This is a genomic window from Melioribacter sulfuriphilus (assembly GCF_052656625.1).
Genome location: NZ_JBQXXK010000005.1, coordinates 86,228 through 106,696 on the forward strand (window position 1 = coordinate 86,228; position 20,469 = coordinate 106,696).

The 20,469-nt window shown below is 34.6% G+C and carries 18 protein-coding genes and 1 riboswitch; of the genes, 17 read left to right on the forward strand and 1 reads right to left on the reverse strand.

The window, feature by feature from the left end; genetic code table 11:
* Window positions 1-24 precede the first annotated feature (24 nt).
* Window positions 25-363 (reverse strand): hypothetical protein, encoded by a 339-nt coding sequence (locus ACUN8G_RS07720; protein ID WP_437346333.1) that lies wholly within the window; start codon window positions 361-363, stop codon window positions 25-27.
* Window positions 364-582: 219 nt separating this feature from the next.
* Between ACUN8G_RS07720 and tatA the strand changes: the two genes are divergently transcribed.
* The 17 genes from tatA to ACUN8G_RS07805 all read left to right on the forward strand — a co-directional run bounded on the left by tatA (window position 583) and on the right by ACUN8G_RS07805 (window position 20,469).
* Window positions 583-741: a twin-arginine translocase TatA/TatE family subunit gene (gene tatA / locus ACUN8G_RS07725; RefSeq protein WP_437346332.1), complete on the forward strand. Its 159-nt coding sequence runs from the start codon at window positions 583-585 to the stop codon at window positions 739-741.
* Window positions 742-762: 21 nt separating this feature from the next.
* A complete protein-coding gene (locus ACUN8G_RS07730) occupies window positions 763-1,860 on the forward strand; it encodes an outer membrane beta-barrel protein (protein ID WP_437346331.1) in 1,098 nt (365 codons plus the stop codon).
* Window positions 1,861-1,917: 57 nt separating this feature from the next.
* A complete protein-coding gene (locus ACUN8G_RS07735; protein WP_437346330.1) occupies window positions 1,918-2,826 on the forward strand; it encodes a 4Fe-4S dicluster domain-containing protein in 909 nt (302 codons plus the stop codon).
* A gap of 8 nt (window positions 2,827-2,834) precedes the next feature.
* Window positions 2,835-3,992 carry an NrfD/PsrC family molybdoenzyme membrane anchor subunit gene (nrfD, locus tag ACUN8G_RS07740; protein WP_437346329.1) on the forward strand — a complete coding sequence of 386 codons (1,158 nt, stop codon included), beginning with the start codon at window positions 2,835-2,837 and terminating at the stop codon, window positions 3,990-3,992.
* Window positions 3,989-7,225, forward strand: a complete 3,237-nt coding sequence (locus ACUN8G_RS07745) for a molybdopterin-dependent oxidoreductase (RefSeq protein WP_437346328.1) — start codon at window positions 3,989-3,991, stop codon at window positions 7,223-7,225. The genes nrfD and ACUN8G_RS07745 overlap by 4 nt, the downstream gene beginning before the upstream one ends.
* 12 nt (window positions 7,226-7,237) lie before the next feature.
* A riboswitch (molybdenum cofactor riboswitch) is annotated at window positions 7,238-7,422 on the forward strand.
* Between the two features lie 109 nt (window positions 7,423-7,531).
* Complete coding sequence (locus ACUN8G_RS07750) at window positions 7,532-7,852, forward strand: carboxymuconolactone decarboxylase family protein (RefSeq protein WP_437346327.1); 321 nt, start codon at window positions 7,532-7,534, stop codon at window positions 7,850-7,852.
* Window positions 7,849-8,373: a chromate transporter gene (locus tag ACUN8G_RS07755; RefSeq protein ID WP_437346326.1), complete on the forward strand. Its 525-nt coding sequence runs from the start codon at window positions 7,849-7,851 to the stop codon at window positions 8,371-8,373. The genes ACUN8G_RS07750 and ACUN8G_RS07755 overlap by 4 nt, the downstream gene beginning before the upstream one ends.
* A complete protein-coding gene (gene moaA, locus ACUN8G_RS07760) occupies window positions 8,370-9,365 on the forward strand; it encodes a GTP 3',8-cyclase MoaA (protein ID WP_437346325.1) in 996 nt (331 codons plus the stop codon). Before ACUN8G_RS07755 ends, moaA begins: the two co-directional genes overlap by 4 nt.
* Window positions 9,362-9,841: a cyclic pyranopterin monophosphate synthase MoaC gene (gene moaC, locus ACUN8G_RS07765; protein WP_437346324.1), complete on the forward strand. Its 480-nt coding sequence runs from the start codon at window positions 9,362-9,364 to the stop codon at window positions 9,839-9,841. The genes moaA and moaC overlap by 4 nt, the downstream gene beginning before the upstream one ends.
* A gap of 40 nt (window positions 9,842-9,881) precedes the next feature.
* Complete coding sequence (locus tag ACUN8G_RS07770; RefSeq protein WP_437346422.1) at window positions 9,882-10,334, forward strand: MOSC domain-containing protein; 453 nt, start codon at window positions 9,882-9,884, stop codon at window positions 10,332-10,334.
* 103 nt (window positions 10,335-10,437) lie between these two features.
* A complete protein-coding gene (locus ACUN8G_RS07775; RefSeq protein ID WP_437346323.1) occupies window positions 10,438-11,640 on the forward strand; it encodes a molybdopterin molybdotransferase MoeA in 1,203 nt (400 codons plus the stop codon).
* On the forward strand, window positions 11,625-12,236 hold the full coding sequence (mobA, locus tag ACUN8G_RS07780) for a molybdenum cofactor guanylyltransferase (RefSeq protein ID WP_437346322.1): 612 nt from the start codon (window positions 11,625-11,627) through the stop codon (window positions 12,234-12,236). Before ACUN8G_RS07775 ends, mobA begins: the two co-directional genes overlap by 16 nt.
* A gap of 637 nt (window positions 12,237-12,873) precedes the next feature.
* A complete protein-coding gene (locus ACUN8G_RS07785) occupies window positions 12,874-14,406 on the forward strand; it encodes a class I SAM-dependent DNA methyltransferase (RefSeq protein WP_437346321.1) in 1,533 nt (510 codons plus the stop codon).
* Entirely contained in the window at window positions 14,403-15,734 is a 1,332-nt protein-coding gene (locus ACUN8G_RS07790; RefSeq protein ID WP_437346320.1) for an ATP-binding protein, read from the forward strand. Before ACUN8G_RS07785 ends, ACUN8G_RS07790 begins: the two co-directional genes overlap by 4 nt.
* Before the next feature lie 73 nt (window positions 15,735-15,807).
* Window positions 15,808-17,871: a Piwi domain-containing protein gene (locus ACUN8G_RS07795; RefSeq protein ID WP_437346319.1), complete on the forward strand. Its 2,064-nt coding sequence runs from the start codon at window positions 15,808-15,810 to the stop codon at window positions 17,869-17,871.
* Window positions 17,868-19,118, forward strand: coding sequence for an SIR2 family protein (locus ACUN8G_RS07800; RefSeq protein ID WP_437346318.1), 1,251 nt, complete (start codon window positions 17,868-17,870; stop codon window positions 19,116-19,118). Before ACUN8G_RS07795 ends, ACUN8G_RS07800 begins: the two co-directional genes overlap by 4 nt.
* Window positions 19,119-19,131: 13 nt before the next feature.
* A complete protein-coding gene (locus ACUN8G_RS07805) occupies window positions 19,132-20,469 on the forward strand; it encodes a restriction endonuclease subunit S (protein ID WP_437346317.1) in 1,338 nt (445 codons plus the stop codon).

Genomic DNA, 20,469 nt, shown 5'->3' on the forward strand with positions numbered 1-20,469 from the left:
CAATTATGTTTTATGAGTTATAAACTATTCAAGTATAATTCTGGAAAAGTTTCCTTTTGGAACTGCAATTTCCTTTTCTAACAATTTTTCGTTTAAACTATAATAACAAATTTTATAAGACCCCTCAGGAAGTTTAACCATTGCTGCTGTATCAAATACTTCTCCAGAACTTAAAACTTTATTTCCATTTGCATCTACAACATAAAATGCAGAAAACTTAGTTCTGTAAATTCCATCATCGTAGATTAAATTTGCAGGTGTAACTATTTCAATGATCGAATAATTCTTTTCACCATTCGATGGGAAAGAGTTAATTGTTAAAGCAGTTAAAAGAATCATTGCGGTTAAAAAAGCCCTTTTCATATTTCTCCTTTTTTTTGACAAAAATATAATTTGTATGTTAGGCTATTATTAAAAAAATGTTAAGAAAGTATTAAGAAACGAAATTTCGCCGATAACGTCAGAAATTCGTCTCTCAAGTGGCCACTAATACAGAAAGAGCTTTATTTCAATAAGAAATCTATTATTTAACAGTTGGCACAGCGATTGTATAATTATACAAACTATTTAAAGGAGTTATAAATGGTCGGAAACTTAGGATTTACAGAAATATTGATAATAGTGGCAGTAATTACCTTTTTATTTGGGGCAAAACGAATTCCTGAAATAGCTAAAAGTATTGGAAAGGGCATTCACGACTTTAAAAAAGAAATAAAATCTATCGAAGAACTAACAAAATAATTTAATCTGAAGGAGAGAGAAATGAAAAATATTCTTTTTACAGTTATCGTTTTGTTCATCTCACTTGGCTCTTTACAGGCACAGGAAATAACAAACAAAGGAAGATTTTCCGGTTATATGTTTGGCGATTATTTTTATAACGCTGCAAGGGATACTGGTATTACATATTTGTCGAATGTTGCAAATGGTGGCAAAAAGGATTTGAATGGAATTCAGTTAAGAAGAATTTATTTTACTTATGATTATGATATCTCCGAGTCATTTATTACACGGTTCCGATTAGAGGCAGATCAGGCAGCAAATACAAGCAACAACAAAATTGGCGTTTTTGTGAAGGATGCATATTTACAATGGAAAAATATTTTTAAAGGAAGCGACTTAATTTTTGGTATACAGCCAACACCGGCATTCGAAGTTTCTGAAGGAATCTGGGGCAACAGATTTCTTGAAAAGACAATAATGGATTTAAGAGGAATTGTTTCGTCACGCGATCTTGCAGTTACACTAAAAGGTAAATTAGATAATGAAGGAATGTTCAAATATTGGTTGATGGTTGGTAATGGAAGCGGTAACTCACCAGAAACTGACAAATACAAAAGGTTTTATGCTCATTTACAATATTCTCCGGTAAAACAATTTACAACTACACTTTATGCAGATTTGAAAGCCCGTCCGGATATTAATGATCCGACAAGCACAAGTATTCCTCCTGCAACTCTATCAAATAATGATTTAACTTATGCATTATTCCTTGGCTACAAAGGAACAGATGTTTACTCTTTAGGAGTCGAAGGCTTTCTCACTCAAAGACAAAATGGAATGATTAGCGGTACTGAAATAAAAGATAAAACAGGAATGGGACTATCAGTATTTGCGTCATATAATTTTTCGAAAGAATTAGCTGCTGTTGGACGATATGACTACTACGATCCAAATAGTGATTCAGATGTCAAGGGAGATTCAAGAAACTGGTTCATCTTTAGTTTAAATTATAAGCCCGATGCAAAAGTAACTATCAGTCCGAATGTTATTATTGAAACATATGAATCGCTGCCAAATGGAAGAAGCATTGATGCGTCAATCACACCGAGAATAACATTCTTCTATTCATTTTTATAATTTTTTGATAGGACTCTTATTCTCATAATGGCAAGAATTTAATAATGGAGTAAAAAAATGCCAGAAGAAACAAAACAAGAAAGTTTATTAAGTAAAGAAATCTCACGAAAGGATTTCCTGAGAACTGCCGGAGTGGTTGGAGGCGGAGTAGCAGTTTCGGTCGCTGCTGTTACTATCTCACGTTTAAGTCCACCCCCTGAAACACCAACCGGCAAGGAAACAATACGAGATATTCCCGAATTCAAAACTGTTGAAGTGAATGAACAATCAGATATACTGATTCGTATGCAAGCTGAGTTGAAGAAAGCATTGGCTAAGCCGGTTGAAGAAAGAAAATGGATGATGGTAATTGATACAAGAAAATGTGTCGGCTGCCATGCTTGCACTGTTGCTTGCATTGCAGAAAACAAGCTGCCTCCGGGAGTTGTTTATCGCCCTGTTGTGCAGGAAGAGATTGGTGAATTTCCGAATACACAATTAAGATTTTTCCCACGCCCCTGTATGCAATGCGAAAACCCTTCGTGCGTTTCTGTTTGTCCGGTTAATGCAACCTGGAAAAGACCGGATGGTATTGTTCAAATTGATTACGATAAATGTATTGGCTGCCGATATTGTATTTCAGCTTGTCCTTATGGTGCACGCACAAGTGACTTTGGTGAGTACTACACTGAAGATACTCCGGAACTTCAACCTTATGAATTACTTCCAAGCAATGAATATGGCAAAAGCTGGGATCGCGAAGGCCACAATTCACCGATGGGCAATGCACGCAAGTGTCATTTCTGCTTGCATCGATTAAATGAAGGCGAACTTCCGATGTGCGTTTCAACCTGCATCGGCCGTGCAAATTATTTTGGCGATGCAAATGATCCGGATTCATTGGTTTCTGAAATGGCGAGACAACCAAATCAGATAAAGCTGCTTGAGGAAAAAGGCACTAAACCATCTGTCATTTATTTGATATGAGGTCAAATATGTTAGAAAGAACTTACAAAAACTTATCCCGAATTTGGGTAATAGTCTTTACAATTGGATTCATAGCACTTGTTATGAAATTTTTAACAGGCGAACGCCTGGCTGGTTATGGAAGCTATGTCCCGTGGGGTTTATGGGTAGCGTTGTATTTTCATTTTGTTGGAATTGCCGGTGGTGTTTTTGCACTTGGGGTAATCGGATACATATTCAATCTTACCGGCTTCAGAGAAAATTTCAGAGTTGTGATTGTCGTATCTGTTGCTTCAATTATAACAGGATTGTTTTCAATCTGGTTAGATCTTGGGCAACCTTTCAGATTTGCAAGAATACTTTATGCCCCAAACTTTGGTTCGATGATGGCTTTTAATGCCTGGATGTATTCATTATTTATTGTAACAGCTGCAATAATCTTTTATCTAACACTTAATAAAGAAAAGCAAACAGATTTTCACGATAGAAACCATTGGATACTTCCGTTAATGGCTTTGGCATTCTTATTTTCAATCGCATTCCCAAGTCAAAGTGGAGCCTTTTTTGGAGTTGTTGATGCAAAACCATTCTGGAGTTCTCCATTACTTCCGATATTGTTTCTGGTTTCTGCAATAACATCCGGCGGAGCAGTTTTATTATTAGTTTATACATTTCTACACTACAATGAATTTGATCTTACACATCAGCCGTTCAAAATGCTGCGCTACACAATCATTGGTGGAATTATTTTTTATTTCATTGCAGAGTTTGCAGAATACAGTTTGGTTTTCTGGTCACCAAATTCGCACATAAGAGAAGCAGTTGAGCTGATATTGTTTGGTCCTTTCTGGTGGGTTTTCTGGTTAGTTCATCTCGGTGGCGCTCTAATTGCACTTTATCTTCTATTGAGAGGAAAAACTTATCAGATCGTTGGAACAGGAGCTTTTATTGTGGCAGTTACATTTGTCTCAGCAAGATTAAATATTCTAATTCCGGGTCAGGCAGTAGCAGAACTTAAAGGATTAAAAGAAGCTTTCTATCACGAACGATTAAGATTTGATTATTCGGCAACATTGAATGAATATTTAATCGCACTTTTCATAGGTGCGTTTGGAGTAGCTTTAGTTTATTTCGGAATAAAACTTCTTTCTCAATACACCAAAAAGAAATTAGGAACAGAATTATGAAACAGGAATTAATTGATAAATCAAGAAGAAGTTTCTTAGCAAAAGGAGCATTACTTGGCGGAGGAGCTCTGGCTGCAATTTTGGGAGGAGAAAAAGCTTCAGCACAAACTCAGCAATTGATAATCAAGAGTAAAAGACCTGATGCTGAATACAAATTAAATAAACCGGAGAATATCATTTATTCGGTTTGCCTCAATTGCAACACCGGATGTGGAATAAAAGCTAAAATTCAGGATGGTGTATTAGCAAAGATTGATGGCAATCCATACAATCCCTGGACAATGGTGCCTCATCTTTCTATGAAAACGAGTGTTGATGAAGCTGCAAGAATTGATGGTGCTCTCTGTCCAAAAGGACAGGCTGGTGTGCAGATAGCTTACGATCCCTATCGTATTAGAAAAGTGTTGAAGCGTGCTGGCAAACGCGGTGAGAATAAATGGATTACCATTCCGTTCGAACAAGCAATTGATGAAATAGTAAATGGCGGTAAATTATTTGCCAATGTACCCGGCGAAGAAAACCGTGTTGTAGAAGGCTTAAAAGATATTATGGCTTTGCGTGATAATAGTGTTGCTAAAGAAATGGCTAACGATATAAAAGCAATCTGGGCTGAAAAAGACAGAGAGAAGAAAAAAGAATTAGTTGCTGCATTTAAAGAAAAGCACAAAGCAAATTTAGATAAACTTATCGATCCGGATCATCCTGATCTGGGTCCAAGGAACAATCAATTCGTAATGGCATTTGGCCGATTGAAAAACGGAAGGAAAGAATTCTTTACAAGATTTCAATCTGCATTCGGTACAACCAATCTTCACGGACACACAACAGTTTGTCAGGGGTCGCTTTATTTTACCTGCAAAGCAATAAGTGAACAATACCAGGAAGGCAAATTTGGCGGCGGTCAAAAGTTTTACTGGCAGGCAGACCTCGAACACGCAAAATATGTTTTATTTGTTGGCGCAAATTTGTTTGAAGCTAACTATGGTCCTACGAATAGAACAGTTCGCTTAACAGAAAACCTTGCAAAAGGTTATACAAAAATTGCGGTTGTAGATCCACGATTTTCAAAACTCGCAAGCAAGGCACACAAATGGCTTCCAATTAAACCGGGCACAGATGCAGCATTAGCTCTTGCAATGATTCAGTGGATAATAAATAATAATCGTTACGATGAGAAGTTTTTGCGTAATGCTAATAAAGCTGCTGCGAAAGAAACCAACGAAACCAGCTGGACAAATTCTACCTGGTTAGTTGAAATAAAAGATGGCAAACCAGGAAAATTTATTCGCGCCGCAGATTTTGGTTTGAGATCTGCTGAAAAAAGAAAAATTCAGGACCCGAAAGACAAATCAAAAGAAATTGAATACGAAGAAAAATTTATTGTTGTTATGGTAAACGGCAAACCAACCTGGGTTGATCCAAATGACGAAAAAAATCCTGTCTATGGAGATCTGTTTGTTGATACCGAATTAGTGAATAAAGAAGGAAAGAAAGTTAGAGTAAAATCCGGATTACAAATTTTAAAGGAATCTGCTGAAGAAAATTCAATTAGTAAGTGGTGTGAAATTGCCGGAGTTGATGAGCAAGATGTAATTGAAGTTGCGAGAGAATTAACGAGTTATGGTAAGCAAGCTGCCGTTGATATTCATCGCGGACCAGCTCAACATACAAATGGATTTTACAATGTGCTCAGCTGGATGTCGTTAAATATGCTGCTTGGTAACTACGATTGGGCTGGCGGGATGTGTAAAGCTTCCACTTACAAATATGATGGTTCCAAAGGCGGAGTATTTGATTTAACAAAAGTAGAAGGAAAAATTTCTCCATTCGGAATAAGCTCAATTCGTCACAATATTGATTACGAAAAAACAACATTGTTTGAGGGTTATCCGGCAAAACGAAACTGGTATCCGCTTTCTTCAGACATTTATGAAGAAATAATTCCAAGTATTGGTGATGCTTATCCGTATCAGGTTAAAGCCCTCTTCTTTTATATGGGTGCACCAACTTATGCTTTACCGGCAGGCCATACAAACATTGATGTTCTTGCAGATGTAAATAAACTTCCTCTTTTCTTCTGTAGTGATATTATAATTGGTTCAACTTCAATGTATGCTGATTATATCTTTCCGGATCTGTCTTACCTGGAAAGATGGGAATTCCAGGGTTCACACCCCAATATCCCGGCTAAAGTTGAAAATGTTCGTCAACCGGTAATTTTACCAATAACAGAAAAAGTTAAAGTTTACGGTGAGGAAATTCCCTGCAGTCTGGAAGCAATGTTTATGGCTCTGAGTGAAAAACTAGGATTAAAAGCTTTTGGTAAAGATGCACTTGGTAAAGGATTAAACATTACCAGACCAGATGATTTTTATCTGCGTGCAATAGCTAATTTAGCCTTTACCGAATCTGAAGTTCCCGATGCAGACGATAGAGAACTCGAAGTTTTCTCAAAAGCCAGAAGACATCTCGATAAATCGGTCTTTGACGAACAAAGATGGAAAAAAGTAGTTGGTGAAGATAAGTGGAGAAAAGTAGTTTATATTCTAAATCGAGGCGGTAGATACGAAGAACACAGTGAGTCATTTGATGGAGATAAACTAGCTCACCGCTACGGTGCATTATTAAATATCTATCAGGAAAAGACTGCTTCTCAGAAATACTCTTCAACCGGTGAGCATTATTATGGCTATGCCAAGTATCTGCCAATTATGAATTATGCTCAGGAAAAAGTTGATAAAATCTCTAAAGGGTATGATTTAAGTTTAATTACACATCGCACAATTACTCAAACAAAATCAAGAACAATTGCCGCTTACTGGTTGCAACCAATTATGCCGGAAAACGGAATTATGATAAATCCAAAGGATGCCCGCAATTTAGGCTTGAAAAAAGATGACCTGGTAAGAGTTGTAAGTGCTACAAACCCGGAAGGAGTTTGGAATTTTAGGAATGGAAAAACAAGAGACATAATTGGCAAAGTTATTCCAACAGAAACGATGCGACCCGGTGTAGTTTCCTTTGTTCTTGGATTTGGTCATTGGGCTACCGGTTCTGACGATTTTGTAATCGATGGTGAAACTATAAAAGGTGATCCAAGAAGGGCAAAAGGTCTGCACGCAAATGCAGTTATGTGGACAGATTCATCTTTGCGAAATAATACCTGTATGGTAGATCCTGTTGGCGGAAGCGTTTCGTTCTATGATACTAAAGTTAAGTTAGTAAAAGTATAGCAACTTTGTTCTTAAAAATATTTTCTCCGAGTTGTCGAATCTAAGAAGATTTGAAAAATCTTTATGATTCTTCAACCGCCCTGTCGATATCAGACAGATAGGGTTAATCTGGAAACGGATTAGCCTGCCAGAGGTTGTCTAAAAATTAATCTTTTTAGACAAACTTCGCTTTGCAAAGGAGAGTTTTATAATTGAATGATCAATCTTATTCAATTTATTTAACCCGCAATGCAAAGCGGGTTTTTTATTTTAATCAATGATTATCAAATTCAAAGATGTTCTATTAAAAGAAAAAGGAGTTAAACAATGTCACAAGTACCAAAACGGTTTCAAAAATTTACTGAGGATTATCCCGAAATAGCAAAAGCATATGAGGAACTTGGCAACGCAGTACACAATGCAGGTCCATTAGATGAAAAAACACGCGCACTGATTAAACTTGCAATTTCAACAGGCGCACGTTTAGAAGGTGCTGTTCATTCACACGCACGAAAAGCATTAAAAGCTGGTTGCACTGCTGATGAAATGCGACAGGTTGCATTGCTTTCTCTGCCAACATTAGGACTTCCATCAATGATGGCTGCATTAAGCTGGATTGATGACATTATTGAGGATAAAAAGAAATGATTGAAAATCTGATCAATCTGTTTATATCATTTTTAAAGGTTGGTTCATTTTCATTCGGCGGCGCTTATTCATTAATTCCGTTGATTGAAACTGAAGTTGTTAAGAATCATCGGTGGCTCAGCCACGATGAATTCCTTAAAATTCTCGGAATGGTCGAAATATTCCCCGGAGCCATTTCGATTAAGTTTGCAACTTACACTGGTTATAAAACAGCCGGTGTACTCGGTGCTATCGTAGCAAACATCGGGAATATTTTTACGCCGGCAATAATTATTCTGTTCGCCACCCAAATTTATTCTTACTATCAAAATAACTTACTGGTAACAAAAGCCTTCGGCGGAATAAAATATATAATCATTGGAATGATTGCAGCAATTATGTATCAGTATGCTGTTAAAAATGGTAATCACTGGCAGGAATTCATTCTACTTGCTATCGGTGCAGCATTGATTATCTTCTTCAACCTTCATCCAGCTTATGTTGTAATTATCGGTGCAGTAATCGGAATTTTAATTCTATGAAGCTAATAGATAATTTTAACCGTATTCACGATTATGTCCGCATTTCTTTGATCGATAAATGCAATCTGAATTGTATTTATTGTAATCCTTCGAATATGCTCGCCAAGTACGAGTCAAATAAATCCATTCTTTCTTATGAAGAATTATTTCGATTGATACAAATTCTTCTAAGAGATTTAGAAGTAAATAAAATTCGATTTACAGGCGGCGAACCTCTTATTCGGAAAAATGTCCTTAGACTTTTCGAAATGATTTCTTCCTTACAAAACAAATACAATTTTGAAATTGGGATTACAACAAACGGCACGCAGTTACTCAACAAAATTGATTTACTGCATCAATATGGAGTTCAACTTCTAAACATAAGTCTTGATACACTAAACAAAACCAAATTCATTGCCATTACCGGCAAAGATTTTTTTGACGAAACTTTATACTCTATTCAAAGAGCAGTAGAAATCGGATTCAAGTCAGTTAAGGTAAATATGGTTGTTATTAAGAATATTAACGATGACGAACTGAATGATTTTATCGAATTTTTCAAACCATATCCTATAACTGTAAGGTTTATAGAATATATGCCGTTCTACGGAAATCATTGGGATATCTCTAAATTTTTGAGCTGGAAAGAAATGAAAGAAGAGATTGAAAAGAAATTCAGTCTAACAGAAATTGTAAGTAATGAAAAAGTATCAAGAGATTTCGTAGTTGAAAATACAAAGCTCAAGGTTGGATTTATAAGCTCGATCTCGAATCACTTTTGTGATGCTTGCAATCGCTTGCGTATTACAGCAAGCGGACAAATTAAAAACTGTCTTTTCTCGGAGCCATCTAAAATCGGACTAAAATCTTTGTTGGCTGATCATTCTGTTGCGGACGAAACAATTGTCAAGTTCATTCAAAACTCTATGCAATCAAAATGGCAGAAGCATCCCGACGCAGATGAGTTGTCACAATTACAACAAAATAATATGATGAGAATTGGCGGATGAAAAAATTATCACACATAAATAGCAACGGCAAAGCCGAAATGGTTGATGTCTCAGAGAAACCTTCAACTGTTCGTACAGCTGAAGCTTATGCAGAAGTCAAAGTTTCTAAAAGTGTTTTTTATGCAATCAAAAGTAATTCCGTTAAAAAAGGAGATGTCCTTACTATCGCAAAGTTTGCAGGAATTCAAAGCGCAAAAAAGACCGGTGAGTTGATACCACTCTGTCATAACATTTTCATCTCTAAAATAGATGTTAATTTGAAATTGAATTCAAAAAACAAAACTGTTGAAATAACTTCTTTTGCCAGAACAACTGCATCAACGGGAATTGAGATGGAAGCTCTGACAGCTGTTTCGGTTGCTGCTTTGACTGTTTATGATATGTGCAAAGCAATTGATAAATCAATGGTGATAAGCGAAATAAAATTATTGAGCAAAACCGGAGGAAAAAGTGGAAACTACTTTAGAGAAGATTAATTCACAGACAGCACAGAATTGTCAATCTGATCTGCATCCAATTGTTGGTAAAGTTGTAGCAATTTCAATCAGTAAGAAAAAAGGAATCCCAAAAACAAATGTGCAATCGGCAAAGCTTATCGAAAACTTCGGAATTGAAGGCGATGTACACGCAGGTAACTGGCATCGGCAGGTAAGTTTCCTGGCAATTGAAAGTATTGAAAAGATGAGAGAAAAGGGATTACCAAATCTTCGTGCCGGTGCATTTGCAGAAAATATTACAACGGAATTTCTCGAACTTCCAGATCTTGAGATCGGAACAAGAATTAAAATTGGTGAAGAGGCAGAACTTGAGATAACTCAGATTGGAAAAGAATGTCATAGCAAATGTGCAATATTTTTCAAGGTAGGAGATTGTGTAATGCCGCGTGAAGGAATTTTTGCTAAAGTAACTCGAGGCGGAGAAATTTTTATCGGAGATAAAATAAAAATACTTACAGATAATCAGAGTTGAACTTTGTGTTCATTTGAGAAAAAAAATGTTAATCGTGAACCTTCACCAGTAGATACAGTAAACTGATAAAAAAGAATTTTCATAACGAAAAAGAAGGAAAGTTATGTTAAGTTATAGTGCAGCACTTGCAATTGTAAAAAAAGAATTTGAACGGCCGACTCTTCACACAGAAGAGGTGGATATTTATGAATCTCTTAATCGAATACTTGCAGAAGATGTTTTAGCTGATGTTGATTTGCCGCCATTCGATAACTCCGCTGTTGACGGTTATGCAATTAAATTTTCTGAAAGAGATAGCTGGAAAATTATTGGAGAAATTTCTGCCGGAAAATACTCGTCATTCAATTTAACAAAAGGCGAGGCTATGCTTATTACCACAGGAAGCAAACTTCCTGCAAATGCTGATACAGTTATTCCAATTGAAGATGTTGAGATGAATGGTAACACACTCCAACTGAAACCGGATTCATTCTTTAAGAAGAATATGAATGTTCGGAAACAGGGGAATGATCTGATGAAGAATGAAATTGCCGTTGCTCGCTTTACTAAAATTGATGCTAAAACAATTGCTGTACTTGCAAGCTGTGGAAAAGAAAAAGTAAAGGTTTACAGTAAATTAAAATTTGCTGTATTGGCCACCGGCGATGAACTTATACCAATCAATGAAAAACCGACAGAAGATAAACTGCGCGTGTCAAATATTTATTCGCTTTATGCTGCCATCAAGGAAATGAATAACACAGTTATCAATCTGGGCTTTACAAAAGATGATCGTAAAATAATTAGTGAAAAGATAAGGACAGCATTATCAATGAATATTGATGTTTTAATAACAACGGGTGGAGTTTCTGTCGGTAAGTACGATTTCCTGAAAGAAGTTTTTGAAGAACAGGGAGTGAAAGAAAAATTCTGGAAAGTAAATATTAAACCGGGCAAACCGATTTACTTTGGCGTTTACGCAAAAGATGATAGAAGAATTTTAGTTTTCGGATTACCGGGCAATCCGGTCTCATCACTGGTAAACTATTATGTATTTATAAAACCGGCAATTGATCAGATATTCAATCAGAAATCACTGGATAAAGTTACTGCAACATTATTAAACGATTTGAAAAAGAAGGATGGTAAACGACATTTTGCAAGGGGAATTATTCGATATGAAGAAAATGAGTTTAAAGTCACATCGGAATTTTCGCAATCATCGGGAAATCTCGTTGAAATGAGTCGGGCAAATTGTTTAATTGAAATAGAAGAAGAAAGAACAAATCCCAAAAAAGGAGAAAGAGTAAATTGTATACTGATATAACCGGAGTGATTCTTGCTGGTGGCAAAAGCTCACGAATGGGAGTCAACAAATCATTTCTTAAACTCGGAAATCAAACAATCATTGAGAGAATTATTGATTTGATGAAATCAATTTTTTCGGAACTAATAATAATCACAAACACTCCCGATGATTATAAACATTTAAATCTCTCATTGTACGAAGATGTTTATAGATGGAAAGGACCTTTAGCCGGTATTCACTCAGCGCTTTTGCATTCTTCAACAGAAAAAATATTTGTTTTATCCTGCGATGTTCCCTTAATGTCTAAAGAGATGATTGAATACATAATTGAATATGAAAGTGATAAGCCAATTAAATATTGCGAAGCTGCGGGCTATCATCAACCGCTGGTTGGACTCTATTCCAGAGCAATATTAAATGATGTGGAGAAATTTATATCATCAACTGAAATAAGCGATAAATCATTTCACTATTTCTTAAAAAATATCGATGCAGAAATAATTCATCCCAAAGGGTTATCATTCTATAAAGATGAATTATTTTTCAATGTCAATCGGCCTGAAGACTATGAAAAGATAATATCGTTGTACGGAATGATAAGTGACGATAATTAGTTCGAATTGAACATAACATTACTATTAAGTTTTCTTAATAAAGATGGTTCTCAATCTTTATTGAAATGCACCTTCCTGATCTGATGATGTTTCCGCTATAATTAAAATTGTCAGCATTTCTTCCGTATTTTATGATTTAAAAGTTTTGCTGCTTGTCTATTTTATTCTGTCTATGTTTAATATTTTTAAAGAAAATATCTTGTAATTAATATTGAAGGAAAATATTTTAATGTTATTAGTTAATATATCTTGCAATAAAAATTTTGTTTATTAAAAACACATAAAGAAATGTAGTAATAGCACCACGAAGGTTTGCTCCAGCGGTAAAAAGGGCAAGTTCAAGAAATTATGATTGAACTACTTTGGCAATTTTTAAAGTAAGATGTCCACAAAGAGATATATTATTAATGTCAAAAGGCTATAAAAATAAAAACAAATTTGTTAAAGTTGGGCATTTCTTAGCAGATGTGCTAAACACGTATTATTCACTCTTTATTCAATACGAAAAAATATTTATAAGGAAGATAAAATTGTGTATGTAACTATCGAAAAAATTATATAAAAATATACAGGTTTTATATCTGTACTATAATTGAAGGATTAATTCAATGGATTATTGTAGTTGGAGAAAATAGACATGCCAAAATTAAACAATAACGGTGCAAATTTAGGTTTTGAACAAACGCTGTGGCAAACGGCTGATAAACTTCGTAGCAACATGGATGCTGCTGAATACAAACATGTTGTGCTCGGTCTTATTTTTCTTAAATATATCTCTGATGCTTTTACTGAAGTTTATAATGAAGTAAAAGATGAACCACATTCAGATCCTGAAGATAAAGACGAATACATTGCCAGGAGGGTTTTCTGGGTGCCCAAAAAAGCCCGCTGGGAATACCTGCTTGAAAATGCAAAAAAAACAGAAATTGGCAGAATTATCGACGATGCAATGGACGCCATCGAAAAGGAAAACAATTCGCTTAAAGGAGTGTTACCAAAAATTTATGCCCGTCCCGCATTAAACAAACAACGCCTGGGCGAGCTAATTGATTTAATTGGCACTATTGGGCTGGGAGACAGAGAAAATAAAAGCAAAGATATACTTGGCAGAGTCTATGAATATTTTCTGGGGCAATTTGCCGATGCAGAAGGGAAAAAAGGCGGACAATTCTACACACCACAAAGCATAGTAAAACTTCTGGTAGAAATGCTTGAACCATTCAAAGGAAGAATTTTTGATCCATGCTGCGGCTCTGGCGGAATGTTTGTTCAGAGCGAAAAATTTATCGAAGCGCATGGCGGAAGAATTGGGGATATCTCCATTTACGGACAGGAGAGTAACCAGACTACCTGGCGACTTTGCAAAATGAATCTGGCAATAAGAAGAATAGAAGCCGACATCAAATGGGGCGATTCTTTCCACGATGACCAGTTTAAAGAATTAAAAGCTGATTTTATATTAGCCAATCCGCCTTTTAACGTAAGCGATTGGGGAGGTGAACATTTACAGGAAGATGTGCGATGGAAATTTGGCGTTCCTCCAAAAGGCAATGCCAACTTCGCCTGGGTACAGCACTTCATACATCACCTCTCGCCAACAGGCACTGCCGGATTTGTCCTGGCCAACGGATCTTTAAGCTCGATGACCTCCAACGAAGGGGAAATACGAAAAAATATTGTCGAAGCTGATCTGGTTGATTGCATCGTAGCACTGCCTTCTCAACTATTTTACAATACCATGATTCCTGCCTGTCTCTGGTTTGTTTCCAGAGATAAAATAAATAACAAATTCAGAACCCGTAAAGGCGAAATCCTTTTTATTGATGCCCGCAAAATGGGGGTGATGGTCGACAGGCGACACCGAGAATTAACCGACGAGGAGATTAAAAAAATTGCCGATGCCTACCACGCCTGGCGAGGAGAAAATGAACTTGAATATCAAGACATACCGGGTTTTTGTAAATCCGCCACGCTCGAAGAGGTACGAAAACACAACCACATCCTCACCCCCGGCCGCTATGTGGGCACAGAGGCAGAGGAAGAAGACGATGAGACATTCGAAGAAAAAATGAAAACCCTTACCTCAGAACTGGCAAAGCAAATGGAAGAAGGAAGAAGGCTTGATGAGAAAATAAAAAGAAATCTTGAAAAAATTGGTTGGAAGATATGACAAAGGAAGAATTTGAATTTTTTATTGGACAGGGCGAGGGATTACAGGTTGAGTTTAAGGAAAGCTTCGACTCTAAAAGTCTCGCAAAAGAATTTGTTGCCTTAGCCAATGCTGAAGGCGGGAGGGTTTTTCTTGGTATTACTGACGAGAAAAAAGTTAAAGGAATTAATATAACCAATAAACTTAAATCAGCAATTCAAGACGTTGCTAGAAACTGTGATCCCCAGGTATATATTCACTTTGATGACTTCGATAATGTACTCATTATAAATGTTGAAGAAGGCTTGAATAAGCCTTATCGTTGTTCTGAAGGTTTTTTCATAAGACAGGCAAGCAACTCACAAAAATTATCGACAGACGAAATAAGAGATTTTTTTAACAAAGAGGGGAAAATTTTATTTGATGAAGGCATTAACAAGCAATTTACATTTAACAATGGTTTTAGTAAAAAACGATTTGAAAACTTTTTACGGAGAGCTGAAATTAGTCGGGTTATTCCTGACGAAGATATTTTAAAAAACATTGGAGTATTAACAGAGAACGGATATTTTAAAAATGCAGGCGTACTGTTTTTTTGCGATGAAGTAGAAAAATTTTTCAGGCAGGCAATCATAACCTGCGTAATGTATAAGGGCACAAACAAATATAAAATTATTGATAAAAAAGATTTTACCGAAGACATACTTTCCAATTACGAAAATGCTATCGCATTTCTAATAAGAAACTTAAATGTTGAATACATAATTGAAAATGCTGGGCCACGAAAAGAAGTATTAGAAATTCCAGAAGAAGCTCTTAGAGAGGCAGTCGTGAATGCAATTGCACATCGAGATTATAACGAAAAAGGAGCTAATATTCAGATAGATGTCTATGACGATAGGGTCGAAATCAGCAATCCTGGTGGTCTTGTCCCTGCCATTAAAGAAGCAGATTTCGGTAAAAAAAGTATATCAAGAAATCCCTTATTGTTTAACCTTCTTAGATCCGTCAATCTTGTAGAAAAAGCAGGTTCTGGTATTGAAAGGATGAGAAATGCTATGAAAGAAGCAAACCTCCCTTTACCGGAGTTTCAGTCTACAGGTTTTTTCACAGTAATATTAGAACGCCCAAAAAGTTCACAGAAAAGTTCGGAGAAAAGTTCGGAGAAAAGTTCGGAGAAAATTATTGAGTTAATTAAAAATAACAAGGAAATAACCATTGAAGAACTTGCACGATCTTTAAAACTTACAACAAGAGCAATTGAAAAGCATCTTGCCAAACTAAAAACACAAGGTAAAATTAAAAGAATCGGCCCAGACAAGGGCGGACACTGGGAGGTAGGGGAGTGAAAGGGAAAAAAATATTTAAAAGAAAAGTATTAAAATGTGCGTTAAATTTGACTAAAACATATTAGGAGAAAATATGAATTTAGTTATTAATCGTTTTAGAGTTGATATTAATGTGAATAAAGTAAATGTTTACTTTCATATTGATGTTTCAGATAATAAAATTAGTAAATCTATTTGGGCAAAATATCAACCACAAAAATTATTAGAATTCGATTTTATTAAAAATTTACCAGATAACAATGAATTAAAAGTAGAAATTTTAAATAAAAAAGAAAAAATAGAGAAAGGAGAAACAGAAAAAAAAGAAAAAATAGAGAATGAAACGAATGTTTTTATTTCTTTTTATGATGCTTCTGAGCATTCAGTAGATGTAGATATAAGTCTTTCAAAGAACAAAGCCTTACTTAGAAAGTGGTTAAAAGAAACATTTATTAAGAAATTAAAAGACAAGTATATTATAGAGCCATTCAGAGAAGGATGTGATTTTTCTTTATATAAAGAAACAGAAACAAATAAAAATAATATTAAGAAATATGAACGATTCGATCTGGTTTTCCATCTTTATGGCAATCCTCTTAATATAGAATTATCTTTAAGTATCGGTAGCAAAGATAGTTATATTGGAGAAGTTGAAAATGATGGGAGTAGACCAAATGAAAATATAAAAGTTGTAGAAAATAATCTGCTAATAAGAAAAAAGGAAAGTTCTAAAAATAATTTACCTGTAAAATTTAACAAAGAATTAAGAACACAAAATAGAATTTCCCCGTGTCCGTTATTACATTTTTATAAAGAAGATTATTATAAAATTAGAGAAATTGCAGAAACAATCGCTAAGGAAGTAAATGAAAAAGTAACCATTTTCCCAAACTTTATTATTAAAAGAGAACATGAAGTTAAGATTGTAGATTTTGAAAAAAATAAAATGATTTTTAGTGGAGGTAGAGAGGATTTTAGCACTATAAATGGAATGAGAGATTATGGACCATTTAAACTTCCTGATAATATTTCTAAAATCCAACTTTTATTTGTATACCCAGATAGTGAAAGCGCAAATAAGTTAGCAAATTTCTTATCAAGAGGATATAGGCATTTTCCAGGGCTTGAGAGCTATGTTGGAATACCTGCCAACTTCTCAGGCATAAGGATTAAGTATGATTCTAATAATTTAGATAATATAGTAGAAGAAATAAAACAAAAACTCCCTGCTCCAAAGAATGAAAATTTATTAGCTGTTTGTATAATGCCATTTTCAAAATCTAAGGCTACAGAAGAACAAAGTAAAAAATATTTTGAGATTAAAAAAATTTTACTCGAGAAAAATATACCTTCTCAGTTTATTGAAAGAGATAAAATATTTCAGGAAAACTTTCATTTTGGTTTGCCTAACATTGCTATCGCTATGCTTGCCAAAATAGGCGGGATCCCATGGAAATTGGCAAAAAAACATTATAAACAATTAACAGTAGGATTTAATATATATAGAAAAGAAGAACAAGAATATCTAGGATCTGCAGTTTATTTTGATAATGAAGGCGTAATTCAGGGAATTAATTTTAGTACAAAAAATAACATTAGATCAATAATTGAACATCTTTTTAATGCTATAAGTGACTATAAAGAACAAAATAATAACTTTGATAAACTTGTTATTCATTACTATAAACCATTAAACGAAAAAGAAAATAGAGAGATTGAGAATTCTTTAAGAGAAATATCTGCTTCAAGTATTTCTTTTGCCGTTGTGGAAATTAATGACACAAAAACATCTACTGATATATGTTTTGATCTAGATTATGAACGATATATGCCTCAGAGTGGAGTATATATTAAATTAAAACCAAATGAATATCTGCTTTTTAATAATTTGCGATATTGGGAGAAGCCAATAAATCCTATCCGTCAAGAAGAATATCCCATTAAATTAAGAATTTATGATCCAGGGAATGCTTTTGATCATCACGAATTAATTAGTCAAGTGTATGAATTCTCTCGTCTTTATTGGAAAAGCTTAAAGCAAAAAGCTCAACCTGTAACAACCATTTATTCTAAGTTAGTGGCTGAATATATGGCACATTTTCGATTAAAAGTAATACCAAATAATGAAACGGCTAAAAAAACTGTGTGGTTTATATGAACGAAACAGTAAACATATTTAATGATGTACTAATATTTACAGGCGCTGGGTTTTCGAAACCTGCTGGTTGTAAATTATCAAGTGAAATGCTTAAGGATTTAGAAAATATATCAAATGATGAACATAACGATGTTTTTACAAGTACAGAAAAGAAAACCATTAAATTTATCCTTTCTTGCCTTGAGTATCAGGCACGCTGGCGGTCTCTTGAGAGCAATGGAAAATATTTCTATATACCAAATATAGAAGAATTCGGGGTTTTACTAAGGAGAATCAAAAATAGAGATAATTATCTTCCATATCCCGTTACGGGTAACTGGTCAGATAAAATAATGTTGTTAGAGCAGGAATACAAATACGAATCAAAAAAATATGAAGGTGATTTATATTCATCTATCGAAAGTAAAATTATACATAAATGTTATGATGAATGGCTAAAACTTAAAGTATTAAATTTTTTAGAACCATTAAAAAACTTTTTAAAGAATAATTTATCAAATACAGACTTGAAATTAGAAATTTTCACACTAAACAACGACCTTGTAATGGAACACGCCTTTAAAGAAGAAAATACCCTCTATACCGGTTTTGTAAGTAATAAATGGGTTGGATTTGATAAATCTGATATTGATGAAAACACATATTCTGCGTCAAGGATAAATTATTATAAATTGCATGGATCGTTAGATTGGTATCGTCTAAGCGATGGAACGGTAAGAAAAAAAACAGAAGATGTAGATGACAAAAACATAGAAATAGAAATAGATCCATTACTTATATTTGGTCATGGCTCAAAAGTTTACACAATAGAACCTTTTTTTAGTTTACTTGAGATGTTTAAAGCAAAGCTAAAAGAGAAAATGTATTATATTGTTATAGGTTATAGTTTTTTTGACCCTCATATCAATAATCTTATTTTCAACGAATTAATGAACAATAATGAAAAAATCTTACTCATCATAAATCCTAAAATAAGTGATAAATTTAAGAAAAATTATTTTGAAGAAAAGTTTGGTTTAAAAATTCTTAAAGAAAGTAAAAAAAAAATCATTTTAGAAGAAATCGAAAATATTCAAAAAAATCCTTTATTCTCCGATGTCCCCGAATTTAATCTTACCAAAATATCTACAGAAAGCTTTGAATACTTAGCTATAGATACTGAAAATTTCTTAAATTCATTAAAGAATGGGGGAGTTGAAAGTTTCTTAAATAATATTAGTGAACAAAGAAAAAAAGGAATATTTTAGCAAGGACCAACCTATGAAACCCAACAAAACCACATTCAAACAAACCGAAATTGGCTTAATACCGGAGGATTGGGAGGTGAAGAGATTGGGAGATGAAATTGAAATTAAACATGGATTTTCGTTTAAAGGTGAATTTTTCACAGATGTGCCTAATGAAAATATTCTACTCACTCCTGGAAATTTCAAGATTGGAGGAGGTTTTAAATCTGATTATTTTAAATATTATTTAGGAAAAATTCCAGAAAAGTACCTTCTAAAAGGAGATGACCTTATCATAATAATGACCGATTTAAGTAAAGAAGGTGATACGTTAGGTTATAGTGCTTTGGTTCCTAAAGAAAAGGGAAAAAATTATTTGCATAATCAAAGGTTAGGATTAATAATAATTAAGTCACCAAAAATTGATAAATACTTCTTATATTGGCTATTAAGAACCAAAAGATATCATAATTTTGTTGTTAATACTGCCTCAGGTTCAACGGTAAAGCATACTGCACCTAAAAGAATCTACGAATATAAATTTCCCCTCCCCCCTCTCCCCGAGCAGCGCGCCATTGCCAGAATCCTTTCCGACCTGGATGCCAAGATCGAACTCAACCAGCAGATGAACAAAACCCTTGAAGCCATAGGCCAGGCAATATTCAAACACTGGTTTATTGACTTTGAGTTTCCCAACGAAGAAGGCAAACCCTACAAATCCTCCGGCGGACCTATGGAATACAACGAAGAACTTGACAAGGAGATACCAAAGGGGTGGAGAGTGAAACCTATAGACGAAATTGCAAATTTCTTAAATGGATTACCTTTGCAAAAATATCCTCCAAAGAATACAGAAGAATACTTACCGATAATTAAAATAAGAGAATTAAGGCAAGGAGTAACTAAAGATTCAGATAAGGCGAGTCTAAACATTCCAAAGGAGTACATAATTGATGATGGAGACGTTGTATTTTCTTGGTCAGGAAGTCTTGAAGTTGTAATATGGACTGGGGGTAAGGGGGCACTTAATCAGCATTTATTCAAAGTAACATCTAAAGATTATCTTAAATGGTTCTATTATTACTGGACACTTCAATATCTTCCAGATTATAGACATATTGCAGAGGGAAAAGCAACTACAATGGGACACATACAAAGACACCATTTAAAGAATTCATTGGTTTTGATTCCAGATAATATGACAATTAAGAAGATGGATAAAATTTTTAATCCAATTATTGAAAAGATTATTAACATTAATGTAGAAGCACGAACCCTCTCCTCCCTTCGCGACGCGCTTTTGCCCAAACTCATGACCGGCAAAATTCGTATAGATGATCCGGAAAAATTTTTAAATGAGGAAATAAAATAA

Excerpts from the sequence above, each read along its gene's own strand:
- moaA (WP_437346325.1), top strand. The coding sequence starts at position 8,370 with ATGAAGCTAATAGATAATTTTAACCGTATTCACGATTATGTCCGCATT.
- ACUN8G_RS07735 (WP_437346330.1), top strand. The coding sequence starts at position 1,918 with ATGCCAGAAGAAACAAAACAAGAAAGTTTATTAAGTAAAGAAATCTCA.
- ACUN8G_RS07730 (WP_437346331.1), top strand. The coding sequence starts at position 763 with ATGAAAAATATTCTTTTTACAGTTATCGTTTTGTTCATCTCACTTGGC.
- moaC (WP_437346324.1), top strand. The coding sequence starts at position 9,362 with ATGAAAAAATTATCACACATAAATAGCAACGGCAAAGCCGAAATGGTT.
- ACUN8G_RS07750 (WP_437346327.1), top strand. The coding sequence starts at position 7,532 with ATGTCACAAGTACCAAAACGGTTTCAAAAATTTACTGAGGATTATCCC.
- ACUN8G_RS07720 (WP_437346333.1), bottom strand. The coding sequence starts at position 363 with ATGAAAAGGGCTTTTTTAACCGCAATGATTCTTTTAACTGCTTTAACA.
- ACUN8G_RS07785 (WP_437346321.1), top strand. The coding sequence starts at position 12,874 with ATGCCAAAATTAAACAATAACGGTGCAAATTTAGGTTTTGAACAAACG.
- ACUN8G_RS07805 (WP_437346317.1), top strand. The coding sequence starts at position 19,132 with ATGAAACCCAACAAAACCACATTCAAACAAACCGAAATTGGCTTAATA.
- nrfD (WP_437346329.1), top strand. The coding sequence starts at position 2,835 with ATGTTAGAAAGAACTTACAAAAACTTATCCCGAATTTGGGTAATAGTC.
- ACUN8G_RS07775 (WP_437346323.1), top strand. The coding sequence starts at position 10,438 with ATGTTAAGTTATAGTGCAGCACTTGCAATTGTAAAAAAAGAATTTGAA.
- ACUN8G_RS07790 (WP_437346320.1), top strand. The coding sequence starts at position 14,403 with ATGACAAAGGAAGAATTTGAATTTTTTATTGGACAGGGCGAGGGATTA.
- ACUN8G_RS07755 (WP_437346326.1), top strand. The coding sequence starts at position 7,849 with ATGATTGAAAATCTGATCAATCTGTTTATATCATTTTTAAAGGTTGGT.
- ACUN8G_RS07800 (WP_437346318.1), top strand. The coding sequence starts at position 17,868 with ATGAACGAAACAGTAAACATATTTAATGATGTACTAATATTTACAGGC.
- tatA (WP_437346332.1), top strand. The coding sequence starts at position 583 with ATGGTCGGAAACTTAGGATTTACAGAAATATTGATAATAGTGGCAGTA.
- ACUN8G_RS07795 (WP_437346319.1), top strand. The coding sequence starts at position 15,808 with ATGAATTTAGTTATTAATCGTTTTAGAGTTGATATTAATGTGAATAAA.
- ACUN8G_RS07745 (WP_437346328.1), top strand. The coding sequence starts at position 3,989 with ATGAAACAGGAATTAATTGATAAATCAAGAAGAAGTTTCTTAGCAAAA.